23 protein-coding genes are annotated in these 18,630 nt (G+C 67.5%); 22 read left to right on the top strand and 1 reads right to left on the bottom strand.

Features of this window, described 5'->3' with window-relative positions:
* Positions 1–70: 70 nt before the first annotated feature.
* Entirely contained in the window at positions 71–907 is an 837-nt protein-coding gene (locus ACGF2Y_RS03110) for a helix-turn-helix transcriptional regulator (RefSeq protein ID WP_392942779.1), read from the bottom strand.
* Between the two features lie 374 nt (positions 908–1,281).
* Between ACGF2Y_RS03110 and ACGF2Y_RS03115 the strand changes: the two genes are divergently transcribed.
* The 22 genes from ACGF2Y_RS03115 to ACGF2Y_RS03220 all read left to right on the top strand — a co-directional run bounded on the left by ACGF2Y_RS03115 (position 1,282) and on the right by ACGF2Y_RS03220 (position 18,511).
* On the top strand, positions 1,282–1,596 hold the full coding sequence (locus ACGF2Y_RS03115) for a transcriptional regulator (RefSeq protein ID WP_070200836.1): 315 nt from the start codon (positions 1,282–1,284) through the stop codon (positions 1,594–1,596).
* Entirely contained in the window at positions 1,596–1,970 is a 375-nt protein-coding gene (locus tag ACGF2Y_RS03120; protein WP_392942781.1) for a hypothetical protein, read from the top strand. Before ACGF2Y_RS03115 ends, ACGF2Y_RS03120 begins: the two co-directional genes overlap by 1 nt.
* Positions 1,971–2,026: 56 nt before the next feature.
* Positions 2,027–2,608 (top strand): WhiB family transcriptional regulator, encoded by a 582-nt coding sequence (locus ACGF2Y_RS03125; protein WP_392942782.1) that lies wholly within the window; start codon positions 2,027–2,029, stop codon positions 2,606–2,608.
* 61 nt (positions 2,609–2,669) lie between these two features.
* A complete protein-coding gene (locus ACGF2Y_RS03130) occupies positions 2,670–3,032 on the top strand; it encodes a hypothetical protein (protein WP_392942784.1) in 363 nt (120 codons plus the stop codon).
* On the top strand, positions 3,029–3,889 hold the full coding sequence (locus ACGF2Y_RS03135) for a hypothetical protein (protein ID WP_392942786.1): 861 nt from the start codon (positions 3,029–3,031) through the stop codon (positions 3,887–3,889). Before ACGF2Y_RS03130 ends, ACGF2Y_RS03135 begins: the two co-directional genes overlap by 4 nt.
* Positions 3,890–3,972: 83 nt before the next feature.
* A complete protein-coding gene (locus tag ACGF2Y_RS03140; RefSeq protein WP_392942788.1) occupies positions 3,973–4,620 on the top strand; it encodes an ATP-binding protein in 648 nt (215 codons plus the stop codon).
* Positions 4,620–4,967, top strand: coding sequence for a DUF4326 domain-containing protein (locus tag ACGF2Y_RS03145; protein ID WP_392942790.1), 348 nt, complete (start codon positions 4,620–4,622; stop codon positions 4,965–4,967). The genes ACGF2Y_RS03140 and ACGF2Y_RS03145 overlap by 1 nt, the downstream gene beginning before the upstream one ends.
* Positions 4,967–5,386, top strand: a complete 420-nt coding sequence (locus ACGF2Y_RS03150) for a DUF6195 family protein (protein WP_392942792.1) — start codon at positions 4,967–4,969, stop codon at positions 5,384–5,386. The genes ACGF2Y_RS03145 and ACGF2Y_RS03150 overlap by 1 nt, the downstream gene beginning before the upstream one ends.
* Entirely contained in the window at positions 5,386–6,504 is a 1,119-nt protein-coding gene (locus ACGF2Y_RS03155; protein ID WP_392942794.1) for a DUF2637 domain-containing protein, read from the top strand. The genes ACGF2Y_RS03150 and ACGF2Y_RS03155 overlap by 1 nt, the downstream gene beginning before the upstream one ends.
* Before the next feature lie 83 nt (positions 6,505–6,587).
* Complete coding sequence (locus ACGF2Y_RS03160) at positions 6,588–7,139, top strand: hypothetical protein (protein ID WP_392942796.1); 552 nt, start codon at positions 6,588–6,590, stop codon at positions 7,137–7,139.
* A gap of 483 nt (positions 7,140–7,622) precedes the next feature.
* A complete protein-coding gene (locus tag ACGF2Y_RS03165) occupies positions 7,623–8,186 on the top strand; it encodes a hypothetical protein (protein ID WP_392942798.1) in 564 nt (187 codons plus the stop codon).
* A gap of 10 nt (positions 8,187–8,196) precedes the next feature.
* A complete protein-coding gene (locus ACGF2Y_RS03170) occupies positions 8,197–9,174 on the top strand; it encodes an NlpC/P60 family protein (protein ID WP_392942800.1) in 978 nt (325 codons plus the stop codon).
* A 49-nt stretch (positions 9,175–9,223) separates the two neighbouring features.
* A complete protein-coding gene (locus ACGF2Y_RS03175) occupies positions 9,224–9,562 on the top strand; it encodes a hypothetical protein (RefSeq protein ID WP_392942801.1) in 339 nt (112 codons plus the stop codon).
* 2 nt (positions 9,563–9,564) lie between these two features.
* A complete protein-coding gene (locus tag ACGF2Y_RS03180; protein WP_392942803.1) occupies positions 9,565–10,875 on the top strand; it encodes a hypothetical protein in 1,311 nt (436 codons plus the stop codon).
* Positions 10,856–12,487, top strand: coding sequence for a hypothetical protein (locus ACGF2Y_RS03185; protein WP_392942805.1), 1,632 nt, complete (start codon positions 10,856–10,858; stop codon positions 12,485–12,487). The genes ACGF2Y_RS03180 and ACGF2Y_RS03185 overlap by 20 nt, the downstream gene beginning before the upstream one ends.
* A 6-nt stretch (positions 12,488–12,493) precedes the next feature.
* Positions 12,494–14,020: an SCO6880 family protein gene (locus tag ACGF2Y_RS03190; protein WP_392942807.1), complete on the top strand. Its 1,527-nt coding sequence runs from the start codon at positions 12,494–12,496 to the stop codon at positions 14,018–14,020.
* On the top strand, positions 14,017–15,453 hold the full coding sequence (locus ACGF2Y_RS03195; RefSeq protein WP_392942809.1) for an ATP/GTP-binding protein: 1,437 nt from the start codon (positions 14,017–14,019) through the stop codon (positions 15,451–15,453). The genes ACGF2Y_RS03190 and ACGF2Y_RS03195 overlap by 4 nt, the downstream gene beginning before the upstream one ends.
* A 62-nt stretch (positions 15,454–15,515) precedes the next feature.
* On the top strand, positions 15,516–15,836 hold the full coding sequence (locus ACGF2Y_RS03200; RefSeq protein WP_392942811.1) for a DUF6238 family protein: 321 nt from the start codon (positions 15,516–15,518) through the stop codon (positions 15,834–15,836).
* 8 nt (positions 15,837–15,844) lie between these two features.
* Positions 15,845–16,099 carry a hypothetical protein gene (locus tag ACGF2Y_RS03205; protein ID WP_392942813.1) on the top strand — a complete coding sequence of 85 codons (255 nt, stop codon included), beginning with the start codon at positions 15,845–15,847 and terminating at the stop codon, positions 16,097–16,099.
* A gap of 41 nt (positions 16,100–16,140) precedes the next feature.
* The gene (locus ACGF2Y_RS03210) at positions 16,141–17,592 is read left to right on the top strand and encodes a type IV secretory system conjugative DNA transfer family protein (RefSeq protein WP_392942815.1); all 1,452 of its coding nucleotides are present in this window, start codon (positions 16,141–16,143) and stop codon (positions 17,590–17,592) included.
* Positions 17,589–18,092 (top strand): hypothetical protein, encoded by a 504-nt coding sequence (locus tag ACGF2Y_RS03215; RefSeq protein WP_392942817.1) that lies wholly within the window; start codon positions 17,589–17,591, stop codon positions 18,090–18,092. The genes ACGF2Y_RS03210 and ACGF2Y_RS03215 overlap by 4 nt, the downstream gene beginning before the upstream one ends.
* Entirely contained in the window at positions 18,089–18,511 is a 423-nt protein-coding gene (locus tag ACGF2Y_RS03220; protein WP_360790192.1) for a hypothetical protein, read from the top strand. The genes ACGF2Y_RS03215 and ACGF2Y_RS03220 overlap by 4 nt, the downstream gene beginning before the upstream one ends.
* Positions 18,512–18,630 lie beyond the last annotated feature (119 nt).

The following is an 18,630-nucleotide window of genomic DNA, read 5'->3' on the forward strand; positions in this document are numbered from 1 at the left end:
CGTCTGGGCCGTTGGCGATCTCGACGTTGCAGGCCTCTGCCCCGATCCCGAGGCGCTACAGGGCGAAGCACTAATTGGTGGTACTTGGACCGGCCTTCTTGTCCAGCTCGCTGGCGAGGTCGTTCAGGATCGAGAGGACATCGGCCGGCAGGCCCTCGGCGCTCATTCCGCGGGCCCGGACTCGGCCCACCTTGCCCTGCTTGGCCGCCGACATGAGGCGGAGTCCTTCGTAGACCTGCCGGGCGACGGACTCGTTCGGCTCGAAGTACAGCTTGGAGACATCGAAGAAGTTGGCCAGACCTTCGAGGACCACGGGCACTGGTGCGTCGTCTCCACCCGTCCGCAGGGCCTCGATGTCCTCGGCCGATGTGACCTGGGAGCCCGCGTAGGCGTTCACCGAGTCCGCGATCTCCTGATCCCCCGGAGCGCTTCTGCCCGGGTAGGAGCGCTCCAGCAGGAGAGTGATCTTCTCTGCCAGCGTCTCCGGCACCTTCTCGGCCTCGGCGGCGTCCTCGTCAGCCTCTCCGAAAGACCGGTCCTGGGCGCGCTTCAGCTCGTCCTCGGTCACCCCATACGCAGCCGCCAGGAGAGGGACGTACCGGTCCTTAAGCCGTCGGACGCCCTGCTCAGCTCCAGCCACCGGCCCATCGCTCTTAGTTCCGATGACCGCCCGCGTCTCGTACCGGTAGAGGCCCGCGTCGCATCGTAGGTCGGTCAGATCGGGCAAGCCGTCGCGCGGGAACAGGTCGTCCAGATCCCGGTTCAACACCCTGGCGAGAGCAGGCAACTTCTCCTGATCGGGTGTCGTCGCTCCCGACTCCCACCCCGCCACGGTCGAGTCCGCGGCACCGAGGGCGGACGCCACGTCGGCCTGCGAGACGTCCGCGGCTCGACGGACCGCGCGCACACGTTCTCTGTCGAAACGGCGAGCTGGCATCGGACCTCGATTTTGGGGTGACCCGAGGAATCCTCGGACTGTTGATTTTTGATGCGAAACAAGATAGCTTCATCTTAGCGAAAAACGAGGGGGTTCGCACCCCTCTCAGCCTTCGCACACCTGCGGTTCGCATCGTGGACCGACTTGGTGGAGAGGGGCTACCGCGCATCACTCGGGTGCGCTCCCTCCCCTCAAAACGCCATCGGCGTCCGAGAGTTCGCACCTCTCGGACGCCAGACAGCTCGTGATCCGCAGCCCCGACAAGGGCGCTGGTCACTCGCACGGCCACTCCGTGTCCTTTCGCACGGCACGACGGAGCGGCGTACCACATAAAGGAGTGTCGCATGTCCCCTACTACGGACTGCAACCCGAAGGTGGAGATCCCTTCGGGCCCGGCCGAACGGCTGGCGGCGCAACTGTCGTCCATGCTGCCGGAAGCCGCTGTTGTACAAGTTCGCCTTCAGGGGCCTCGAACTCTGTGGCCTCACCTCGGGCTGACCGCCGTGAACGCCCGTGGACGGACCCTTCGCATCCCTCGGGCGAAGGCGCTCACCATCGCCCGGTGGATCATTCGCTCGTTTCCCCAGGCCGGATGGGCGGCCTCCGGCGGGCATGCCTTCGATCTGCGGACCGCCGAACTGCGCGGGCTGGAGGCGTGATGGCGGCCGTGGTACCAGCGAACGCGGGCCCGGCCGTCGACTTGCAGGGACTCGCGGCCATGGTCGGCCTCTTGGCTCAGGCCGGCGGCCTGGACACCTTGTTGGGCATTCAGGCTACGGACTCCCGCGACAAGCGTCTGCACATCGGGTACAGCGAAGCCGCTGAACGGTTGAACATTCCCGAAAAGTGGCTTCGCGAGCGTATATCGACGCTCCCGCACCGGAAGTTCGGGAAATTCGTGCAGTTCACGGAGGACGACCTCCACGCGATTTCCGATATGCACTTCGTCAGCCCTGGCGCAAGGCCCCAGAGGGATGACGAGTCGGTACTGATGGCGCTTCAGCCGTCCAAGCGCTCTCGTAAGCGTTCCTGATCTCCTCTCGCGCCCGATGGAACAATTCGCGGCGCTGCGAACATCGCGAGACACAAATGAGCACTGACATATCTAGCCTTATCAAGGCTGTGCATCAGGGAAACTGGCTGCCCCTCCTGGAGGAGTCGAAGAAAGCTCCGGGTAAACATTGGGCCGAATCTGCCCGGTGCGCCAACCAGAACATCAACATGTTCGTCCCTCTCGCAGACGGCCCGCGGGAAGACCCCGACGTAGTGAAAGCCAAGTTGGGAATCTCCCTCAATCGTCCTCGCAATTTCTGCGCGTCATGCCCTGTGGCCGTCGCTGCCCGGTGCCTGGTGGAATCCCTCAAGGATGACGACGAGTACGGCATTCGGGGCGGTCTTCTGGCTTCGGAGCGCTCAGAGTTGCGGCGTGCTTGGCAAGACCGGGACACCGAGAAAGCCGTAGAAGGCGCGCTTAGAGGGTGCACCTCACCTCTGACAAAGCCCGCCCGGGACGCGGTGATTGCGCGCTTCGCCACTGATCCCTCACTGGACGCTGCCGCCGTTGCCCGCGGGCTTGGCGTGACGCACGAGTATCTGCTGAAACTCGCCCGTCGCTTCCGAAAGTCTCAGGCCGGGCAGGGCATGCCCCCGCTCCGCGCCGTAGCCGCCTGACTCCGCTCCCGAAGAAACGATTCTTCCGCACGGCGGACCCTGCGTTCACGGGAGTTCTCCCATGCTTCAGAACAGCCCCTCCGGATTTCGCCGTACGAACATCGGTGCTCAGATCCGAGAAATTGCACCTACGGCCGTGCTCGTACGGGTCTTTCCCGTAAGTCGGTCTGTTACCCACCTCTTCGAATCGGATTTCTACCGCATGCTCATCGACCGCAGGACCGAAGAGGAAGTGGCGCGAATGGTCAGGCGCGGTTTCGGCAGGGCGGCCGACTGGCGTCGCGCCCACGATTTCTACCTCCCTACCGAAACGCTGTACCTCACCCCGGAGCCGCATCAAAACGGCTATGTCCCGGAAGACGACCAGTCTTTTGGTCTTTCCCTCAGCCGCCGCATATTCATGGGCTGCGGTGAGCGCCGATGAGCGACATAGCGACCGAACTGGTCTGGTCACAGTCAAAGTCGTGTCGGGGCTCACGCCTCGTCATGCTGGCTCTGGCCCGTGAGGCGGACGACGACGGCAAGGCGACGCTGACGCTGGAAGAGATATCGACGCTTACCCGCCTTACTCCCCGTTCGATAACAAAGTGCCTCGGAGAGCTGGCGAAGCTCGGAGAACTGAGCCACGAGCGGGGAGGGGGTGCTTCGAACCCGAATGCTTACTCGATACTGCTGTGCAGAAATGGCGTTGGCCGTGTCGGTTCAGAGAAAGAACTTCCTACTCCCAACACTGAAGATTCAGAAGAGGGAACTAGGTTCCAGGACCTTCCCTCCCAGAACTCCGCTCCGGAAGCCGGAAGTGGGAAGTTTCAACACCCAGACTTGGAAGTTTCTTCCTCGCGCGTGCGTGGTGGTAATACTCCCTACGGGAGTATTACCACCACCAAAGAGCAAGCTAGCTTGCTGGGGTCCTACCGAGAGAACAGCACCGACAAGCAGGACTCGGTGAAGGTTCCGGACGGAGCCAAGGAATTGGTAACAGCCATAACAAGCGCTGGAATGCTCGTCGGCTGGCGACTGACTGAATCAGAATGGGATCGGGTAACAGCTCTCGCAGCACGTTGGGGAAATGAACGGCTGGTCGAGATGGTGGCGCGGCGATGGAACGCCGACCGCCCGCCACAGTCCGCCCGCTATCTGCTGCGTATCTGGGCTGATCTGCCCTCGCACGCTCCCGCAGCAGCCTCCCCGGGGAATGTCGTGCCGTTGCGTCGGCAGTCCGGAGGCTGGATTCCCTTTCAGAACACCGCTGCCCCCAGCGCTTTCCAGAACGGATTTTGATCATGGCAGAGCCGGAACGCGCGGGCAGCGCCAGGTCGATGCGCGCAATGGAACGAATACTCGCTGCGAAAGGACTTCAGGTCGTGCCGGACGTCAACCCCGCCGACGAGGCACCGGAAGAGAACCCGGGAGACCGCGAGTGGCACTGCCGGGCTCGGGCCGACTACGCCGTGAGCCGCTGGCAGCGGGCAACCCCTCCCCGCTTCCGTGATGCTGAGGCCACGCTGCCGGAGGTCATCAGCTGGGCCGACCGGGCACTCACGGACAACGCTGCCGCTGGCGCTCTGCTCCTCACCGGTCTCACGGGGACGGGCAAGACGCACCAGGCGTACGGGGCCTTGCGGAGGATCGCGGCCGGCGGACCGGACCGGTTCGAGCTGATCGCCGTGAACTCAGCGGACATGTACGGCAACCTGCGCCCGTCACAGGTCATGGGGGTAGCAGAACACGAGCTGCAACGGCTCAGCCGGGTTCAGTACCTGCTCCTCGATGACCTCGGCACGGCGAAGACCTCGGAATGGACCGAAGAGATCACGTACCGGCTGATCAACTTCAGGTACAACCACTGCTTGCCAACGATCATCACGTCCAACCTTCCGGCCCGTGATGAGAACGGCCCGGACCTGAGCGACTTCGTCGGGGCCCGCGTGGCGAGCCGTCTGGCCGAGATGGTCACGACCCTCGTGCCGATGATCGGCGCCGATCGGCGCCGTGGTGGGAGGGCGGCGTGATGCCCGGCCGCCTCCGCGGAGCGTCCCGTGACGCCGCAGCGTTGTCCACAGCCTGTGCATACGTCGGTCCTCGCAGCCGGTACGCGAACCCGTTCACAGCCGGGGTGCGGTCCCCGCTCGGTTCCCCAATGGACGCTGCGGAGTCGGTGGACCTCTTCGCCGCCACGCTCCGGGGCCCGGTCGGACGTCATTACGCCGCTCGCTTCGCCCGAGTCCTGCGCGGGCTCGACCTGATGTGCACATGCCCCCTTGACGCTCCGTGCCACGCGGACGTTCTCCTCCGCCTCGCCAATGAGCCCGGCGGCAGCACCGCACCCTGCACTACCGATCTTCTGGAAGGCCCCTGATGAGTCACCCGATCATGTTCGCTGCGGCCAAGCACCTCACCACCGCAGAGGGGCGGCGCAAGACCGCTCGGGAGGCCGCGTTCCGCACCTGGGGTCCGAGGTCGATCACCGCAGCGTCCAAGTACGCACGCACCCTCCTGGGGGACGCCGCAGTCACGCTCGACTGGGAGGTACTGGGGCTTCTCAGCTTCGAGGAACACCTGCAAGCCTTCGCGTCGCTCGACACGACCGGAGGCCAGCACCTGGAGCTGTACTACACCAATCAGGGCAGCACGGAACGAATCTCGCTGCGGGTGTCGTGCGTGAGCTGTCCGAGTCAGCAGGTGCACGAGGTCACGTCTTTGGAACAGTTCGGACAGCTCCTCTCGCAGACCCCTGCCTGGCAGGACATCAGCCCGCGCGACGGGGGCAACCTCTGATGTCACACGCGCACATAGACACGGCGGCGGGAACCGAACAGCAGGAGAGCTACAGCCTGCGCGGAATGACGGCCTGGGACCGCAGCGCGATCATCCTGCTCGGCGCGGCCGGCTTCGCCTTCTCGTACGACGCACTGCGTCAGATCGCCCTTGCGATCCACGCCAGGGAGACCTTGTCCTACCTCTTCCCGGTGTTCATCGACGGGTTCATTGCCTACGGCGTGCGGGCGATCGTGCTCCTTCGGCACCAGCGGTTCGCCGCACGGCTATACGCCTGGTTCTTGTTCCTCGCGGCGACCGGGGCGAGCCTCGGCGCGAACGCTCTGCACGCCATCACCTTGAACGGTTCTCCTCGGGCCGGACGGTCCGCGCTGCACCTTACGGACAGCGTCGTCGGCGTGCTGTCGATGCTCGCGCCGCTCGCACTGGCCGGATCTGTCCACCTCTACATCCTGATGGCGCGGACGGCTGAGCGAGCGGTCCCGGACCGGGCTGACACTGGTCCCGGACCGGTCCGCGAGGAGTCTCCGACGCTCGAACGCGTCACGGTCCAGCAGGGTCCTCGTCCGCTGGAAGCACCCGCGTCGATGCCTCCGCGGCGGTTGACGAGCGGTCCGTCCGCGCCCCAAAATGCCGCCGCAGTAACCGTTGACCTGCGGAAAGCCGGGCCCGTGCCCGACGTGGAACCACGTACGGAGGACGCTGCGGCTCACCCGTCCGCGGGAGCGGACGGAGAGGAGACGGAGGGTAAGAGCGCGGACGGACCGGGCGGCGGACCTGCGGACCATGCGCCGACCACAGCAGTGCCGGAGAGCACGAAATCCCCCAACCCCACGGCGGTCCGGACCCCTACGGACGGCGAAAAGCCGTCCGTCCCAGACGACGCGGAATGCCCCCAGGACCGGGAGCCGGACGACGACTGGTTGGCAGAGTTGCTGCCGATCGCGCGGGCCGCTACCGAGCGGGCCGGACGGACCAGTCGTGAGGTTGTAGGGGACGCCGTCCGCAAGCACCAGGCGATCAGCAACGACCGTCTTGGTGTGCTGCTGGCCCGGCTGAAGGAAGAGGACGACGAGGCGGCGAGGACACCCGCCGCTGCCTCCACCGCCCTCTGGTGATCTCATCTCATGACGGACCCGGGGCCTGCGTGGCTCGCGCCGTGCATGCCCCGGCCGGTCAGCTTGATCAGGAAGGAACGACGATGTGGTCTCGCCGACGCGACCGGGCGGAGGACGCCGTCCACGCCGATGCCGTACAGGCAGCGTCCGCCCTCACGGTTCACCTCCAGGGCGGCGGCAGTCTTGTGCCGGTCCAAGCGGACGGCCTTGTACTTGCGGCCGGTGAAGTCGCCTTCGCGGACGTGGCGTGCTCCGCCGCCCGCTTCTATGGGACAGAGGTCGACTACCCGACCTCGGCCAGCGGGTATTTCGAGGATCACCCGACCTTCGGCCGGCGGTGGGTGAGCAACGGTCGTCTCGACGCCCGTCGGCACCAGGAAGCGGAGGATGCCGCCCTTCCGCAGTGGCGCGATCACACCGCCGCCCGAGTGGTGCTCACCTCAACCGGGGTACGGCTCCTGCCGCTGAGGGCTCGTGAGTGGATGCCGTTCGACCACGCCCTTCTGACCGGAGTCGCTGCTGAGCCGTCCGCCGTTGTCCTCTCGTACAGCACGTGCGCACCCTTGCGTCTTTCCGGCCCGGCCGCGCCGTGGCTCGGCGTGGCGATCGAGCACCTGCGTCACGGGGCGGCATAGGGTCCGCAAAGCCTCCCCCGAGCGAAAGCCGGAACTTAATTCCAGGAATTAAGTTCCGGCTTTTTTCGTGATTCGAGTTGTCCGCGAACCCCTGCAAGGATTCAGGCACGGCCAACGCCACAAGGCGTTTTCCGGCCGTAGAGATCTGCTCACGATCTCGCCCGAATCGCGGAAGGGGCTGATGGCCTTGATATGAGTAACGCACCCGTCAGCTCAACCGTCTCGCAGATGCGAAACAAGATCGAACTCTTCCGCAGATGAGACAGGCAGATAGAGCTATATGCTCCGGCCTGCTTTGCGCTTTCCCCGGCATTCGCCGGTAAAGCCCGCAGGAGGAATCCCCCTCTTTTCTGCGAAGGAGCGGCGCGGTCCCCAGCCCCCGCGGGACCGCGCCGCTCGCACTTCCGAAATCTCTTGCACCAAGGTTGTGGTCCCCGCATGCCTCGATCCACCCGTTTCATACCTATATCAGCAGCAATAGGTGTGGCTGGTTCCCTGGCCCTTCTGTCGACCGGCTGCTCCAACTCGACCAACGACGCCTCCGCGGCCTCGACCGTGTCCGCGCAGCCGCACTCCGTCTCGGCGGGACTCCCCGACACGGCCACGCCGCACAGCAGCGCTACCTCCTCCTCGTCAGCTACCGGACTCCCCAAAGACGTTGCACGGACGGCGCGGGCCTTCACTACGGCCTACGCGGAACACGACGCCCGCGACGGTGCCGACAGCTCGTACGCGGACGCCGGCGCTCGGGCAGCCCGGCTCGCCTCGGGGGAACTCGCTGGCGTGCTCGCCCAGAAGCGGCCGGGTCAAGACGCCGCCTGGGCCGCCCTGCGGGCCGAGAAGGCACATCAGACGGCCAAGATCACGTCAGCAGTCGTCCCCGACGGCGCACCTGCGGCAACGGCCTCCTCCGCTCTCGTCCGCGTGAGCTACACCCTCACGACCACCCCGAAGTCCGGCCACAGGCGCAGCAGTAGCGAACAGCTCGCGCTCCGCCTGGAGCACACCTCCAAGGGCTGGCGCGTCACCGCCTTGCCCTGGGCGTGACGGGGCCGCGATGAACAAGGGCACGCAAACTGGCCTCGGACTCGTCACGGCCGGACTCATCACCGGTGTCGCCATGCTGACCACGTTCGGAGGGGCCGACAGCGCCTCCGCGCAGGAAACCGGTCCTGGTGGCGGCATCAAGACGGATGCTCCCGTGCCGGGCTGGGTCCGTGAGCTGATCAACAAGCACGCGGGCGAGTGCCCGCAGGTCACAGCCTCGCTCCTGGCGGCTCAGCTGTACACCGAGAGCAACTTCAACTCCGGTGCGATGTCACCCGTCGGCGCCCTCGGCATCGCCCAGTTCATGCCGGCGACCTGGGCACAACACGGCAAGGACGGCGACGGCGACGGGATCAAGGACATCCGGAACCCTGCCGACGCCATCGCCGCGCAGGCCGCGTACGACTGCACCTTGGCCAAAGAGGTCAAAAAGGTGCCGGGCGACTCGACGGACAACATGCTGGCCGCGTACAACGCGGGCGGCGGCGCGGTGATCAAGTACGGCGGCATCCCCCCGTACCCCGAGACCCGCAACTACGTGCGCAGCATCCGCGCGCTGGCCTCGAAATGGGCCGACGCCGTAAGCCCGGACGCACCGGCCGGCAAGGGCGCCGCCCGCGCGATCTCGGCCGCGAAGACGGCCCTGGGCACTTGGTACCGGTGGGGCGGCAGTTGCGTCATGCCGTACGAGGGTGTGGGCGGCTGTGACTGCTCCTCGCTCACCAAGATGGCTTGGTCAGCGGCGGGAGTGAACCTGCCGCGAACCACGTACGACCAGGTCCACGCAGGGACCGCCGTCAAGGCAGTCTCCCAACTCGTCCCGGGCGACCTGCTGTTCAGCGTCCCCGGGAGCGCCGGCCCTGAGCACGTCGGCATGTACATCGGCGGCGGCCAGGTCATCGACGCACCGCACACCGGGGCTCAGGTGCGGATCAAGCCGCTCAGCTACTGGAAACCGCAAATCATCGCGATGCGGCACGTCGGCTAATCACCCAAAACATCCCAAACTATTCCTCACAGCACCAAGGGGCTGAACCATGCACAACCTCCTTTCTGCCGCTGCCGATCCCTCCCTGCACACGACCCTCGCCGCCGGAGCCGACCTCGTGTCCGGCGTGAAGCCGGACTGGGGCCCCTTCGGGAAGCTCGGCGGCACGGCGAAGGTCATCCTGGGTGTCATCGCCGCCGTCGTCCTCGTCGTCGGCGCCGGTGCCTTCCTCGCCGGTGTCGGCAAGTCGAAGGGGTGGTTCGGCGAGGGCCACTCCACGATGGACAGCTCGCGCGGCAAGGGCATGATGGTCGGCGGCCTGACCTGCGTCTTCCTCGTAGCCAGCTTCGGCACCATCTTCGCCATCACGTACGGCATGGGTGTTTGACCATGCCTTTCCGATCCCGGAGGAACGTTTTCTCCTCGAATGCCAACGGAGCGCGCCGCTCGTCGGCCAAGCTCTGGGGCATCGCGGCCGGCGGCGCGGCCGTGGTCACCGCGGCCGGGGTGGTCGTCAGCATGACGACGGGCACCCCTCCGGCCACGGCACCCTCCGCGTCGGCACCCGCCCGCTCGGCTCCGCAGGCGAGCGGGGAAGGTGTGCGGGAGCTGCACGGCGTCCCCGTCGGCTATCCGCACACTCGATCCGGTGCCAAGGCGGCAGCGGCCAACTACACGACGGTCAGCGGGAGCTCGCAGTTCCTCACGGACAAGGACGCGCGGCACCGTGCTGTGGCAGTTATGGCGGCCAAGGGCTCGGCTGATGCGGCGGTGAAGAAGGCCGACCACGCTGCCAAGGACGCGGTCGGCTCCCTGAGGGGCGACACCTCCAAGGTCTCCGTCAAGAAGACCGTCGCGCGTACCGGTGTCCTCTCGGCGCATGTCCTGGGCTTCGACGCCCACGGGGCGATGGTGCGGCTGTGGACGACGACGGTTCGCGGTAGCACGGCCGGGCACGCGACGCCGAAGACGGGCTTCCAGTCGGTGACGGTCACCCTCACCTGGGAGTCCGACGACTGGAAGCTGAAGGACAGCTCGGCCTCGACGGGACTGGTCGCTCCGATCGACGTGCGGCAGGCATCCAACGTACCGGGCGACTTCTCGGACTACGTTCCGGCCGCTGCAGAAGACCCCGTGCTGAGCGGCGCCGAAGACCGAAGTGGATTCCCGGCACCATACGGACACAACGAGCGCGGCGCTCGTGCCGCGGCCGTCAGCGCCACCATGCTCTACGGCGACCCTCGGTTCTTCACCGATGAGGGCTGGCGGCACCGGATGCTGTCGGCCACGGCCGCGTCGAGCGTGCTGCACTCGGTCACCTCGGACACCGACTCGACGGCTCGTCTGGTCATGGAGAACCGCGGTGTCGGTGCGGACGGGACGACCGCCGACGGCAGCGAGCTGATCACGCGGACTGCGGCGCTCGCCACCCGCTCGATCTCCTACTCCGACCAGGCCGCGAGCATGGAGCTGTGGACGGCGTCGGTTGGGGGCGTCGCCGGGAAGGACGAGACGCAGCGCCCGCAGGTCGCCTTCCTGCGGATGACCGTGGATCTGGTCTGGGAGGACGGCGCCTGGAAGACGACGGCCGTCACGCCGTCCGAACCGCTCGTGCCGTCTCCGCCGGCCATGCAGGAGGCGGCCCCGGCCCACAGCTTCGCGGACGTGGGGGGTGCCAGCAATGCGCCTGCGACTGCGTGATGACGCCCCCGGCCTGCTGACCATCGAGCGGGGAGTGCCGGGTCGATGGCGCCGCCGCCTCCAGGCGGTGGCAATGGTCAACGTGATCATCGGGTTCGTGTTCGTGCCCTCGGCGGTGGCGAACCCCTTCTGCTACATCCCGATGGTGTGTGAGGCGAAGGCGGCCATCGACTTCGTCAAGGACCCGCTGGGGTTCCTGCTCCAGAAGCTCACCGAGGCGAACATCTGGTTCCTGCGCAAGATGCTGGAGCTGATCCAGAACACCACGAAGATCGACCTGACGAGCCCCGGCTTCCTGAAGCAGTACGCGATCATCTTCGCGGCCTCTAGCCTGCTCACCGTGGCCCTCTGGTTGATCGCCGTGGCCAAGCGGGCGGTTCGCGGAGTCGCCCTGACCACCGCCGTGTCCGAAGCGATCGGCTTCCTGCTACTCCAGTTCGTGGTCAACGCCATGACGCCGGGCGCGATCGCGCTGCTGATGAAGGCCATTGACGAAGTCACGGCCGTCTTCGAGCCGTATGCGACGAGCAACTTCAAACCGTTCCTGGAGAACATCCTCAAGGTCATGGCGGCCAACCCCACGGAGGGCGTGGGACAGCTGCTGGTCGTCAACCTCATCATGATGTGCGGTGCCCTGCTGATGTGGATCGAGCTGCTGATCCGCAGCGCGGCCATCTACGTGGCCGTCGCGCTCGGGCCGATCGTCAACGCTGGGCTGGTCGATCGCGACCTGTGGGGCAAGTCGAAGAAGTGGTTCGGCGCCATCTTCGCCATCGGACTGAGTAAGCCGATCTTGTTCGCTCTGCTGGGCCTGGGCGGCGCGATCCTCAGCGACACCTCGGGGAGCATGTCCGACGCGGTCTCCAAGACCCTGGTCGGCGCGTTGATCCTCCTGCTCGCCGTCTTCGCGTCCGCCACGCTCTACAAGTGGGTGCCCGCCTTCGGCGACGAGATGGCCAGCCTCCACCATGACCGGAAGAGTGCACAGTCCTCCGGCCCGGCCGCCGCGATCGACGGCCCCGCCCAGCACGCCAACAGGGCCATGGGTGCTCGTGTCCAGGACTCCTTGGTGGGCGGCTCCAAGACCGCTGGCGCCAAGACCGCTGGCGCGAAGATGGGCGGCGGAACTGCTGTGGCCGGACCGGTCGCGGCCGGACTCGCCGTTGCCAAGGCCGGCGTCGACATGGCGAAGAACAAGGCCACCAGCTCCCCGGGCGCGCAGGGCACCGACGCCGCAGGCGGCGGCAAGCCCGAACAGCCCGAAAGCCAGCAGGGCGGCGACGATTCCGCTGGAACGTCCGGTGCACCGGCCGCCGCTCATCCCCAGGGAGCGACCTCCGACCCGGTCGTCAGCTCTTCTCCGGACTGGTCCTCGGCTGGTGGCCACGCCTCGGCCGGACGCGCACCGGAAGCCAACGGGGCACCGAGCACAGCACAGCCGCCATCCCCGCCGTCAACCGGCACGGGAACCTCGGGCCCGACACCACCCGCCTCCCCCTCCTCCGCATCAGGAACCACCTCGGGCACCGGGCCCCCCGTCACGCCCCCGCCGCCGTCGCGGCCCCCGGGCGGCCAGGCACCCGGACGACCGAACCCCAGCAAGGATCAGTGACCCTCCATGTCGACTCGTACGTATCAGTTCGGAAAGCACCGCCCCACAGGGCTGGTCGGCCGCCGCGACCTCGGCGAACAGGTCGTCCTCGGCGGCGGCGCCGTCACCGGCATCCTCTTCGGCTACCTCTTCAACGGCGTGACGGCTATCGCCGCAACGTGCCTGGTCCTGCCGATCCTGCTCGCCCTGGTCATCGTGTACGCCCCGTACCGGCCCAAGGGCACGTCCCAGCGGCGCACCCTCTACCGCTGGTGGCGGATCGACCGCTACCACCGCAAGGCGCTCCGCCGAACCGGCGGCGTGTGGGTGTCCCCAGCTGTCGAGGCCGGCGTGCGTGCCAACGGCACGCCCCCGGACGCCGCTCTTGTGGAGCCGGAAGGCGTCACGGGCATGACGTGGGTGCCGGTCACGGTCCGCGGTCAGCAGGCCGTGGTGGTCCTCCAGCCGGAGGCCGGGTGCGTCACAGCCACTCTGGAGATCGCCTCGCCCGGCCTCGGCGGCAAGGAAGTCGGTGAGCAGATCGTGGCCCTGGAGCGCTGGGGCGAACTCCTCGACGCCTTCGGGAACGTCGAAGAACACCCGGTGAAGCGCATCCAAGTCCTGGCCCGGCAGATGAAGTCGGACCCCTACGCCCACCAGCGTTACATCGCGCAGCGCGACGAGTCGGCCGCGACGACGGACGCCCCACACTGGCTGAAGGACTCGTACGACGTACTGGCCAACGCCGTCTCCACCAGCGCCGAGGAACACCGCTACTACATCACCATCCACGCCCGGTTCACCCGCGACCTGGCGGCCGAGGGCGCCGCCCGCGGTACTGGTGACGAAGGGATCGCCGCCGCCATGGCCGCGTACCTGGATGAGCTGTGGTCCCGCGCGGAGGACGCCGACCTCTCCGTGATCGCGCCCCTGGACGAAGGCCGGATGACCGCGTTCATCCGCAACTCCTACGACCCTGACCACGCCATCTGGGACACCGACCTCCGACAGGCGCACGCCTTCCCCCGCAACGTCGACGTCCGCGACGGCGCCCACGTTGCCACCCGCGCGGCAGGCTCCACGGACAGCTGGTACCACGCCACGGCCGCCGTCGTCGGATGGCCCACGACCCCCGTCGGCCCCGACTTCCTCTCGCCTCTGCTGATCGGGATGCCCGACGTCATCCGCACCATCTCGATCACGCAGCAGCTAGAACCCAACGACAAAGCCGTGGAGCGGATGCTCGCGGAGGACACGAACAACCAGGCCGAGATCGACCGCGACCGGAAGCGCGGCAAGAACATCGACCCCCGCGACCAGATCGCCGCCAGCGCCACCGGATCACGCGGCATGACCCTGGCCTCCTCCGGCGCGGCCGGCTCCGCCGTCGTCGGCTACATCACCATCTCCTCGCGCAGCGCCGAAGAGCTGGAGCGCACCAAGCGCACCACCGCCTCCCGCGCCCGCAACGCGCACCTGCGGATCGAATGGCTTGACCTCGAACACGCCCGTGCCTTCGCCACGACCCTGCCCCTCGCCGGAGGCATCAAGTGACCGACCTCCTCGACCTCGCCCCGCTGTCGCCGATGCACGAGACGGTGCGCCGTCCCCTCTACACCGAGACAACCACCAGCCAGGCCCTGTACCTGCCGATCGCCCCGCCGACCCTCGGCACGGCAGGCGCGATCATCGGCCGGGAGCTGTACTCGGGCAAGGCGTTCATCTACTGCCCGTTCTCGGCGTTCGGTGACGGCCTGCCCGGCGGCAACATGATCGTCATGGGCGACACGGGCCGGGGCAAGTCGGCCCTGACCAAGACGTACGCCGCCCGGCAGATCCGCCTCGGGCGTCAAGTCGTCGTCCTCGACACCAAGGAGCAGAAAGAGCGCGAAGAAGGCGAGTGGGCCGCGCTCGGCCGCTCGCTGACCGGCAAGGCCCCGGTGAAGTTCGCGCCCGGCGGCGGCCGTGGTGCCTCGTGCATCAACCCGATGGACCCGGCCATCGCGGGCAAACGGCAAGTCGAGCTGGTACGCACGATCGTTGAACTCGGTCTCGGCAAGGCCCTGGACGAGTTCGCCGGTTCTGCCCTGCGGATCGCGATCCGCAGGGCCCACCAGCGGGCGGGAGAACTCGGCCGCACCCCGGTCCTGGCCGACGTCTCCGCCGCGCTGCGATCCCCCGACGAGGCCGACGCGACGGCCAAGAAGCGTACGCGGGACGAACTTCTCGGTGACGGCCTGGAGGCGTCCTACGTCCTGGACCGGCTCTGCGGCAGTGAACAGGACGACACCGGCGACCTGACGGGCATGCTCGACGGCCCGACCAGCCTGGGCGTAGATCTCGACGCCGACATGATCGTTTTCGACCTGACCAAGGTCCCGTCCGGTGGCGTCGCCATGACCATCCTCGTCGCCGTGATCTCAATCTTCCTCGAAGAGGTCTGGCTGCGCCCGCTGTGCGAATGCGGGACGGAGCCGGGGCAGCACGACCGAGTCGTGGTCGACGCGAACTCCGGAGCCTGGGAGCTGGGGCCGAACCCCGGCTCCGGCTGCCGCCGCTACACGCAGCGCAAGCGCATCCTCGTCTGCGAGGAAGCCTGGCACATCCTCGGGACCCCCCAACTCGCCTCGCTGCTTGAGAAGTTCCTGAAATTCGCGCGGGGATACGGGCTGAGCTGCATCTTCATCGTTCATCACCTCTCCGACATTGACGACAGCCCGGAGACCCAAGCGGCGTTGAAGATGGCCGACACCATCGTGATCTACAGCCAGAAGAAGGCGGAGGCGGAAGCGACGGTGGCCCGGCTGGGTCTGCCGTCCTGGACGGCCGAGCACATCATGCGCCTGCGCCGCGGAATCGCGCTGTGGAAGGTCGGCGAGGTGATCTACCCCGGCGTCCAGCACCTCTTGGTGGAGGCCGAGCAGCACCTGTGCTTCTCCTCCGGCTCGATGACCGACCTGACCAGCACCTCCCCGGACGCCGAATGAGCGGATACCGCCGCCCCTCAACCGCCGACCCCTTCCACGCAGACTCGGAACGAGCCCTCGCCATGACCGTCACCACCGACCACACCACGCTTCCCGCCGACGAGCGCGCGGTGCGACAGGACATCGACCAGCTGCACGCCGAAGCGCTCGACCTCGCCCGGCGTATGAAGGAACTGGCCCTCGTCCTGGACCACGGCGACTACTCCGCCGCTGGAGGACGCGTACGTACGGCCGTCGCCCACATCTGGCGAGCCACCGAGGACCTGCACAGCGCCTTCCACACTGCACCCCCGCGCTGTGCCGGGCCCGACTCGTCGATGTCGCGGCTGTGCGGCCGGCGGATGCGCTACCTGGCGGCCCGCGTCGCCCGGCGGGCCGAGTAATGGACATCATGCCCGGCGGAATCTCCCTGGCCCTGTACGCCGTGACGGCCGTGTGCGCGGTGGCCCTGGTGACGCTCTGGTTCCTGCTGAACCGCGGACGGCGCAACGCCGGATTCGCGAGCAAGGCACAGCTCAAGCGCCAGATGTCGGCCAAGGCGGTATTGAAGGCAACCGAGATCCGGCCCTCCCTCACCAGCGACGACGCCCACCCCAGCCGCGCAGCCGGGGTGAGCTTCGCGAAGGACCGCTCCGCCGCTCGCTGACCTTCTCTCTCCTCGTCGCCTACCTCGCTCCGGAGTACGTCATGCACCACCACCCCCTCGATCCTCACGATTTCGGCTACTCGCTGGGCACCTCGCAGCGCCCGAAGGGCGTCGAGCTGTGGTCCCGCGCCGACAAGGCATGCCGGGTCATCGGCCCGATGGGCAGCGGAAAGACTCTGCGGTTCTTCGCCCCGCTCGTCCGCCGCTGGGCCGGGCCGGTCCTGGCCACCTCGACCAAGCCCGATCTGGTCGAGCTAACCCTCGACGCGCGGCAGCGGGACGGTCGCGCCGTCGCCGTCTTCGACCCGCAGAACATCGCGCCGAGCCTCCCGCGCTTCCGGTGGACGCCGATCAACGGCGCAGCCGACACAGAGGTGGCGATGATGCGTGGGAAGGCGTTCGTCGCGGGCTCGCGCACCCCCAACGGTGCCGCACAGTCCAGCGAGGGCAGCGCCTTCTACAAGGGGCAGGCGTCCAAGATCCTCGCTGGCTTCCTCCACGCCGCCGCCCTCGACGGCGCCTCACTCGACTGGGTTCTGCGGTGGGCCCGCAAGCTGACCGACCCGGCACCCCTCGGCATCCTCAACGCTCACCCGGGCGCCGGCCCCGGTTGGGCGGACATGCTGCGCACGGCCACCACTGGCGACAGCCGCACCGTCGGCAACACCGCCTCGACCCTCGACGCGGCCCTCGAACCCTTCATGCACCAGTCGGTGATCAACGCCCTTCAGGGAGACGGAGAGGGCCCCACGGACTTCGGCGCGTTCCTCGACGCCGGGGGCACCCTCTACCTCCTCGGCAAGGACAGCGAGGTGAACAGCGTCGCGCCGCTGACCACCGCAATAGCCGAAGACCTTCTGGATTTCGCGGAGGCACACGCTCTCGCGTCCCCAGCCGGGCGGCTCGACCCCGCCCTACTCGCGGCCTTGGACGAGGCGCCGAACATCGCGCCTATCCCCTCCCTCCGCCAACGCGTCGCCGACGGTCGGGGCCGAGGCATCACGGTTGTCTACGGCCTCCAGGCGTGGGCGTCGGCTCGTGCCCGTTTCGGCGAGGACACCGCCAAGGAGCTGGCGGCCTTCACCAACAACGTCATCGTCCTGCCGGGCGACAAGGACCCCGACTTCTTGAAGGACATGTCTGACCTGTGCGGTCAGGTTGAGCGAGAGCGCACGACGAAGACCACGTCCGGCGGGGACCGCGGCGGTCACTCGACGGCCACACACATGGCGCTCGAACCCGTCCTTCGGGGAGACGAGATCAGGGGCCTTCCCGAGGGGCACGCCCTGGTCCTCGCGGACAACCTCCCGCCGATCGTCTCCCGGCTCGACGGCATGTGGACCTGGGATTCCTGGGCCGAGATCGAGAGTCACGTCCGTGACCTCAGAGCCGCCAATGAAGCCGAGCGGAACCGGCGGGCCACCGAGAAGAAGAACCAGGCCAAGGCCCACGCGGTGGCGTGGGCCGGCCGTGAAGGAGCGGCTGCCGCATGACCGAGACCCTGACCCGCTTCGAGCCCTTTCCCGAGCCGCCCGCACTGATCCTGGAGTACATCGCGGAGCGGATCACGGAGGAGTCCGTGGCCGCCGACGGCCCCGTCCCGTGGGACATCGGCGCCCTGTCAGCAGAGCTGATCAAGCCGATGCCCGCGTGGCTCGATTCCGTGTGCCGCTGGCTGAACCGGACGTACGCCTGGCAGCCGCAGGACGTCATCCCGCCGTGCTGGGCGAAGCACGAGGGCCTGGCATACGAGATCGCGGCCCTGGCCTTCGCCCGGGGAGACGCGTACGCGGAGGCGGGCTCGTCCGTGATCTGGCACGAGCAGTACGACCGCTTCCTCACGCGAATGAACAAGTCGTTGGGCAAGGCAGGCGACGAATGCCGCGTCGGCAAGCACGACGACCGTCCGGCGCGTTTCCAGCTCGCGTCCTGGCCCACGGCCACGGGCCAGGAGACGGGATCTGCGGGACCAGTCGAGGAGATGGCCGGATGATGACGGACCCGAACATGGTCTTCTCGACGGACCCTCGTCACGGACTGGTGGCGCGAAGCGGCTGGGAGCAGGAGGAAGCCCGGACCGTGCTCCGTGATCTCGGTTGGGAGTGGGCGGAGGAGTCGCACGCCCTCGTCCCACCGTACGACGTACCGGAGTTCGACGCCGGGCTTCGGGCGGTGGAGGAACTGCACCTGCACGGTCATCGGACCGGGTACGCCGTCGGCCCGTACGGCACGATGAGGTTGACGCTGGATCGCGCGGAGCAGGTATTCACGAAGGGCGTAACCCTGAGCGCTTCCGATTCTCGTCCTGGTGAGCAACCATCCAAGGCGGAGCAGCCTCGGCCCGCGTATCAGGACCGGACTCACCTGGAAGATGCTTTCCCGCTGGAGAGCCCCGACTTTCCAGCAATCTAGAACCGCCCCGGGCCCGTTGTATTGACTGCCACCCGTTCACCGGCCGAGCTCGGAGCTATCTGTGCACGCCGAGCAGTGTATTCCCCAAGTTGGCCACCGCGCGCGGCTCCGTCAGAGAA

The sequence above is a fragment of the Streptomyces sp. NPDC048142 genome (assembly GCF_043202835.1).
In the GTDB taxonomy this organism is placed as follows: Bacteria; Actinomycetota; Actinomycetes; order Streptomycetales; family Streptomycetaceae; genus Streptomyces.

Excerpts from the sequence above, each read along its gene's own strand:
- ACGF2Y_RS03220 (WP_360790192.1), top strand. The coding sequence starts at position 18,089 with ATGATGACGGACCCGAACATGGTCTTCTCGACGGACCCTCGTCACGGA.
- ACGF2Y_RS03125 (WP_392942782.1), top strand. The coding sequence starts at position 2,027 with ATGAGCACTGACATATCTAGCCTTATCAAGGCTGTGCATCAGGGAAAC.
- ACGF2Y_RS03155 (WP_392942794.1), top strand. The coding sequence starts at position 5,386 with ATGTCACACGCGCACATAGACACGGCGGCGGGAACCGAACAGCAGGAG.
- ACGF2Y_RS03210 (WP_392942815.1), top strand. The coding sequence starts at position 16,141 with ATGCACCACCACCCCCTCGATCCTCACGATTTCGGCTACTCGCTGGGC.
- ACGF2Y_RS03160 (WP_392942796.1), top strand. The coding sequence starts at position 6,588 with ATGTGGTCTCGCCGACGCGACCGGGCGGAGGACGCCGTCCACGCCGAT.
- ACGF2Y_RS03120 (WP_392942781.1), top strand. The coding sequence starts at position 1,596 with ATGGCGGCCGTGGTACCAGCGAACGCGGGCCCGGCCGTCGACTTGCAG.
- ACGF2Y_RS03190 (WP_392942807.1), top strand. The coding sequence starts at position 12,494 with ATGTCGACTCGTACGTATCAGTTCGGAAAGCACCGCCCCACAGGGCTG.
- ACGF2Y_RS03135 (WP_392942786.1), top strand. The coding sequence starts at position 3,029 with ATGAGCGACATAGCGACCGAACTGGTCTGGTCACAGTCAAAGTCGTGT.
- ACGF2Y_RS03115 (WP_070200836.1), top strand. The coding sequence starts at position 1,282 with ATGTCCCCTACTACGGACTGCAACCCGAAGGTGGAGATCCCTTCGGGC.
- ACGF2Y_RS03150 (WP_392942792.1), top strand. The coding sequence starts at position 4,967 with ATGAGTCACCCGATCATGTTCGCTGCGGCCAAGCACCTCACCACCGCA.
- ACGF2Y_RS03175 (WP_392942801.1), top strand. The coding sequence starts at position 9,224 with ATGCACAACCTCCTTTCTGCCGCTGCCGATCCCTCCCTGCACACGACC.
- ACGF2Y_RS03205 (WP_392942813.1), top strand. The coding sequence starts at position 15,845 with ATGCCCGGCGGAATCTCCCTGGCCCTGTACGCCGTGACGGCCGTGTGC.
- ACGF2Y_RS03130 (WP_392942784.1), top strand. The coding sequence starts at position 2,670 with ATGCTTCAGAACAGCCCCTCCGGATTTCGCCGTACGAACATCGGTGCT.
- ACGF2Y_RS03185 (WP_392942805.1), top strand. The coding sequence starts at position 10,856 with ATGCGCCTGCGACTGCGTGATGACGCCCCCGGCCTGCTGACCATCGAG.
- ACGF2Y_RS03170 (WP_392942800.1), top strand. The coding sequence starts at position 8,197 with ATGAACAAGGGCACGCAAACTGGCCTCGGACTCGTCACGGCCGGACTC.
- ACGF2Y_RS03200 (WP_392942811.1), top strand. The coding sequence starts at position 15,516 with ATGACCGTCACCACCGACCACACCACGCTTCCCGCCGACGAGCGCGCG.
- ACGF2Y_RS03215 (WP_392942817.1), top strand. The coding sequence starts at position 17,589 with ATGACCGAGACCCTGACCCGCTTCGAGCCCTTTCCCGAGCCGCCCGCA.
- ACGF2Y_RS03180 (WP_392942803.1), top strand. The coding sequence starts at position 9,565 with ATGCCTTTCCGATCCCGGAGGAACGTTTTCTCCTCGAATGCCAACGGA.
- ACGF2Y_RS03145 (WP_392942790.1), top strand. The coding sequence starts at position 4,620 with ATGCCCGGCCGCCTCCGCGGAGCGTCCCGTGACGCCGCAGCGTTGTCC.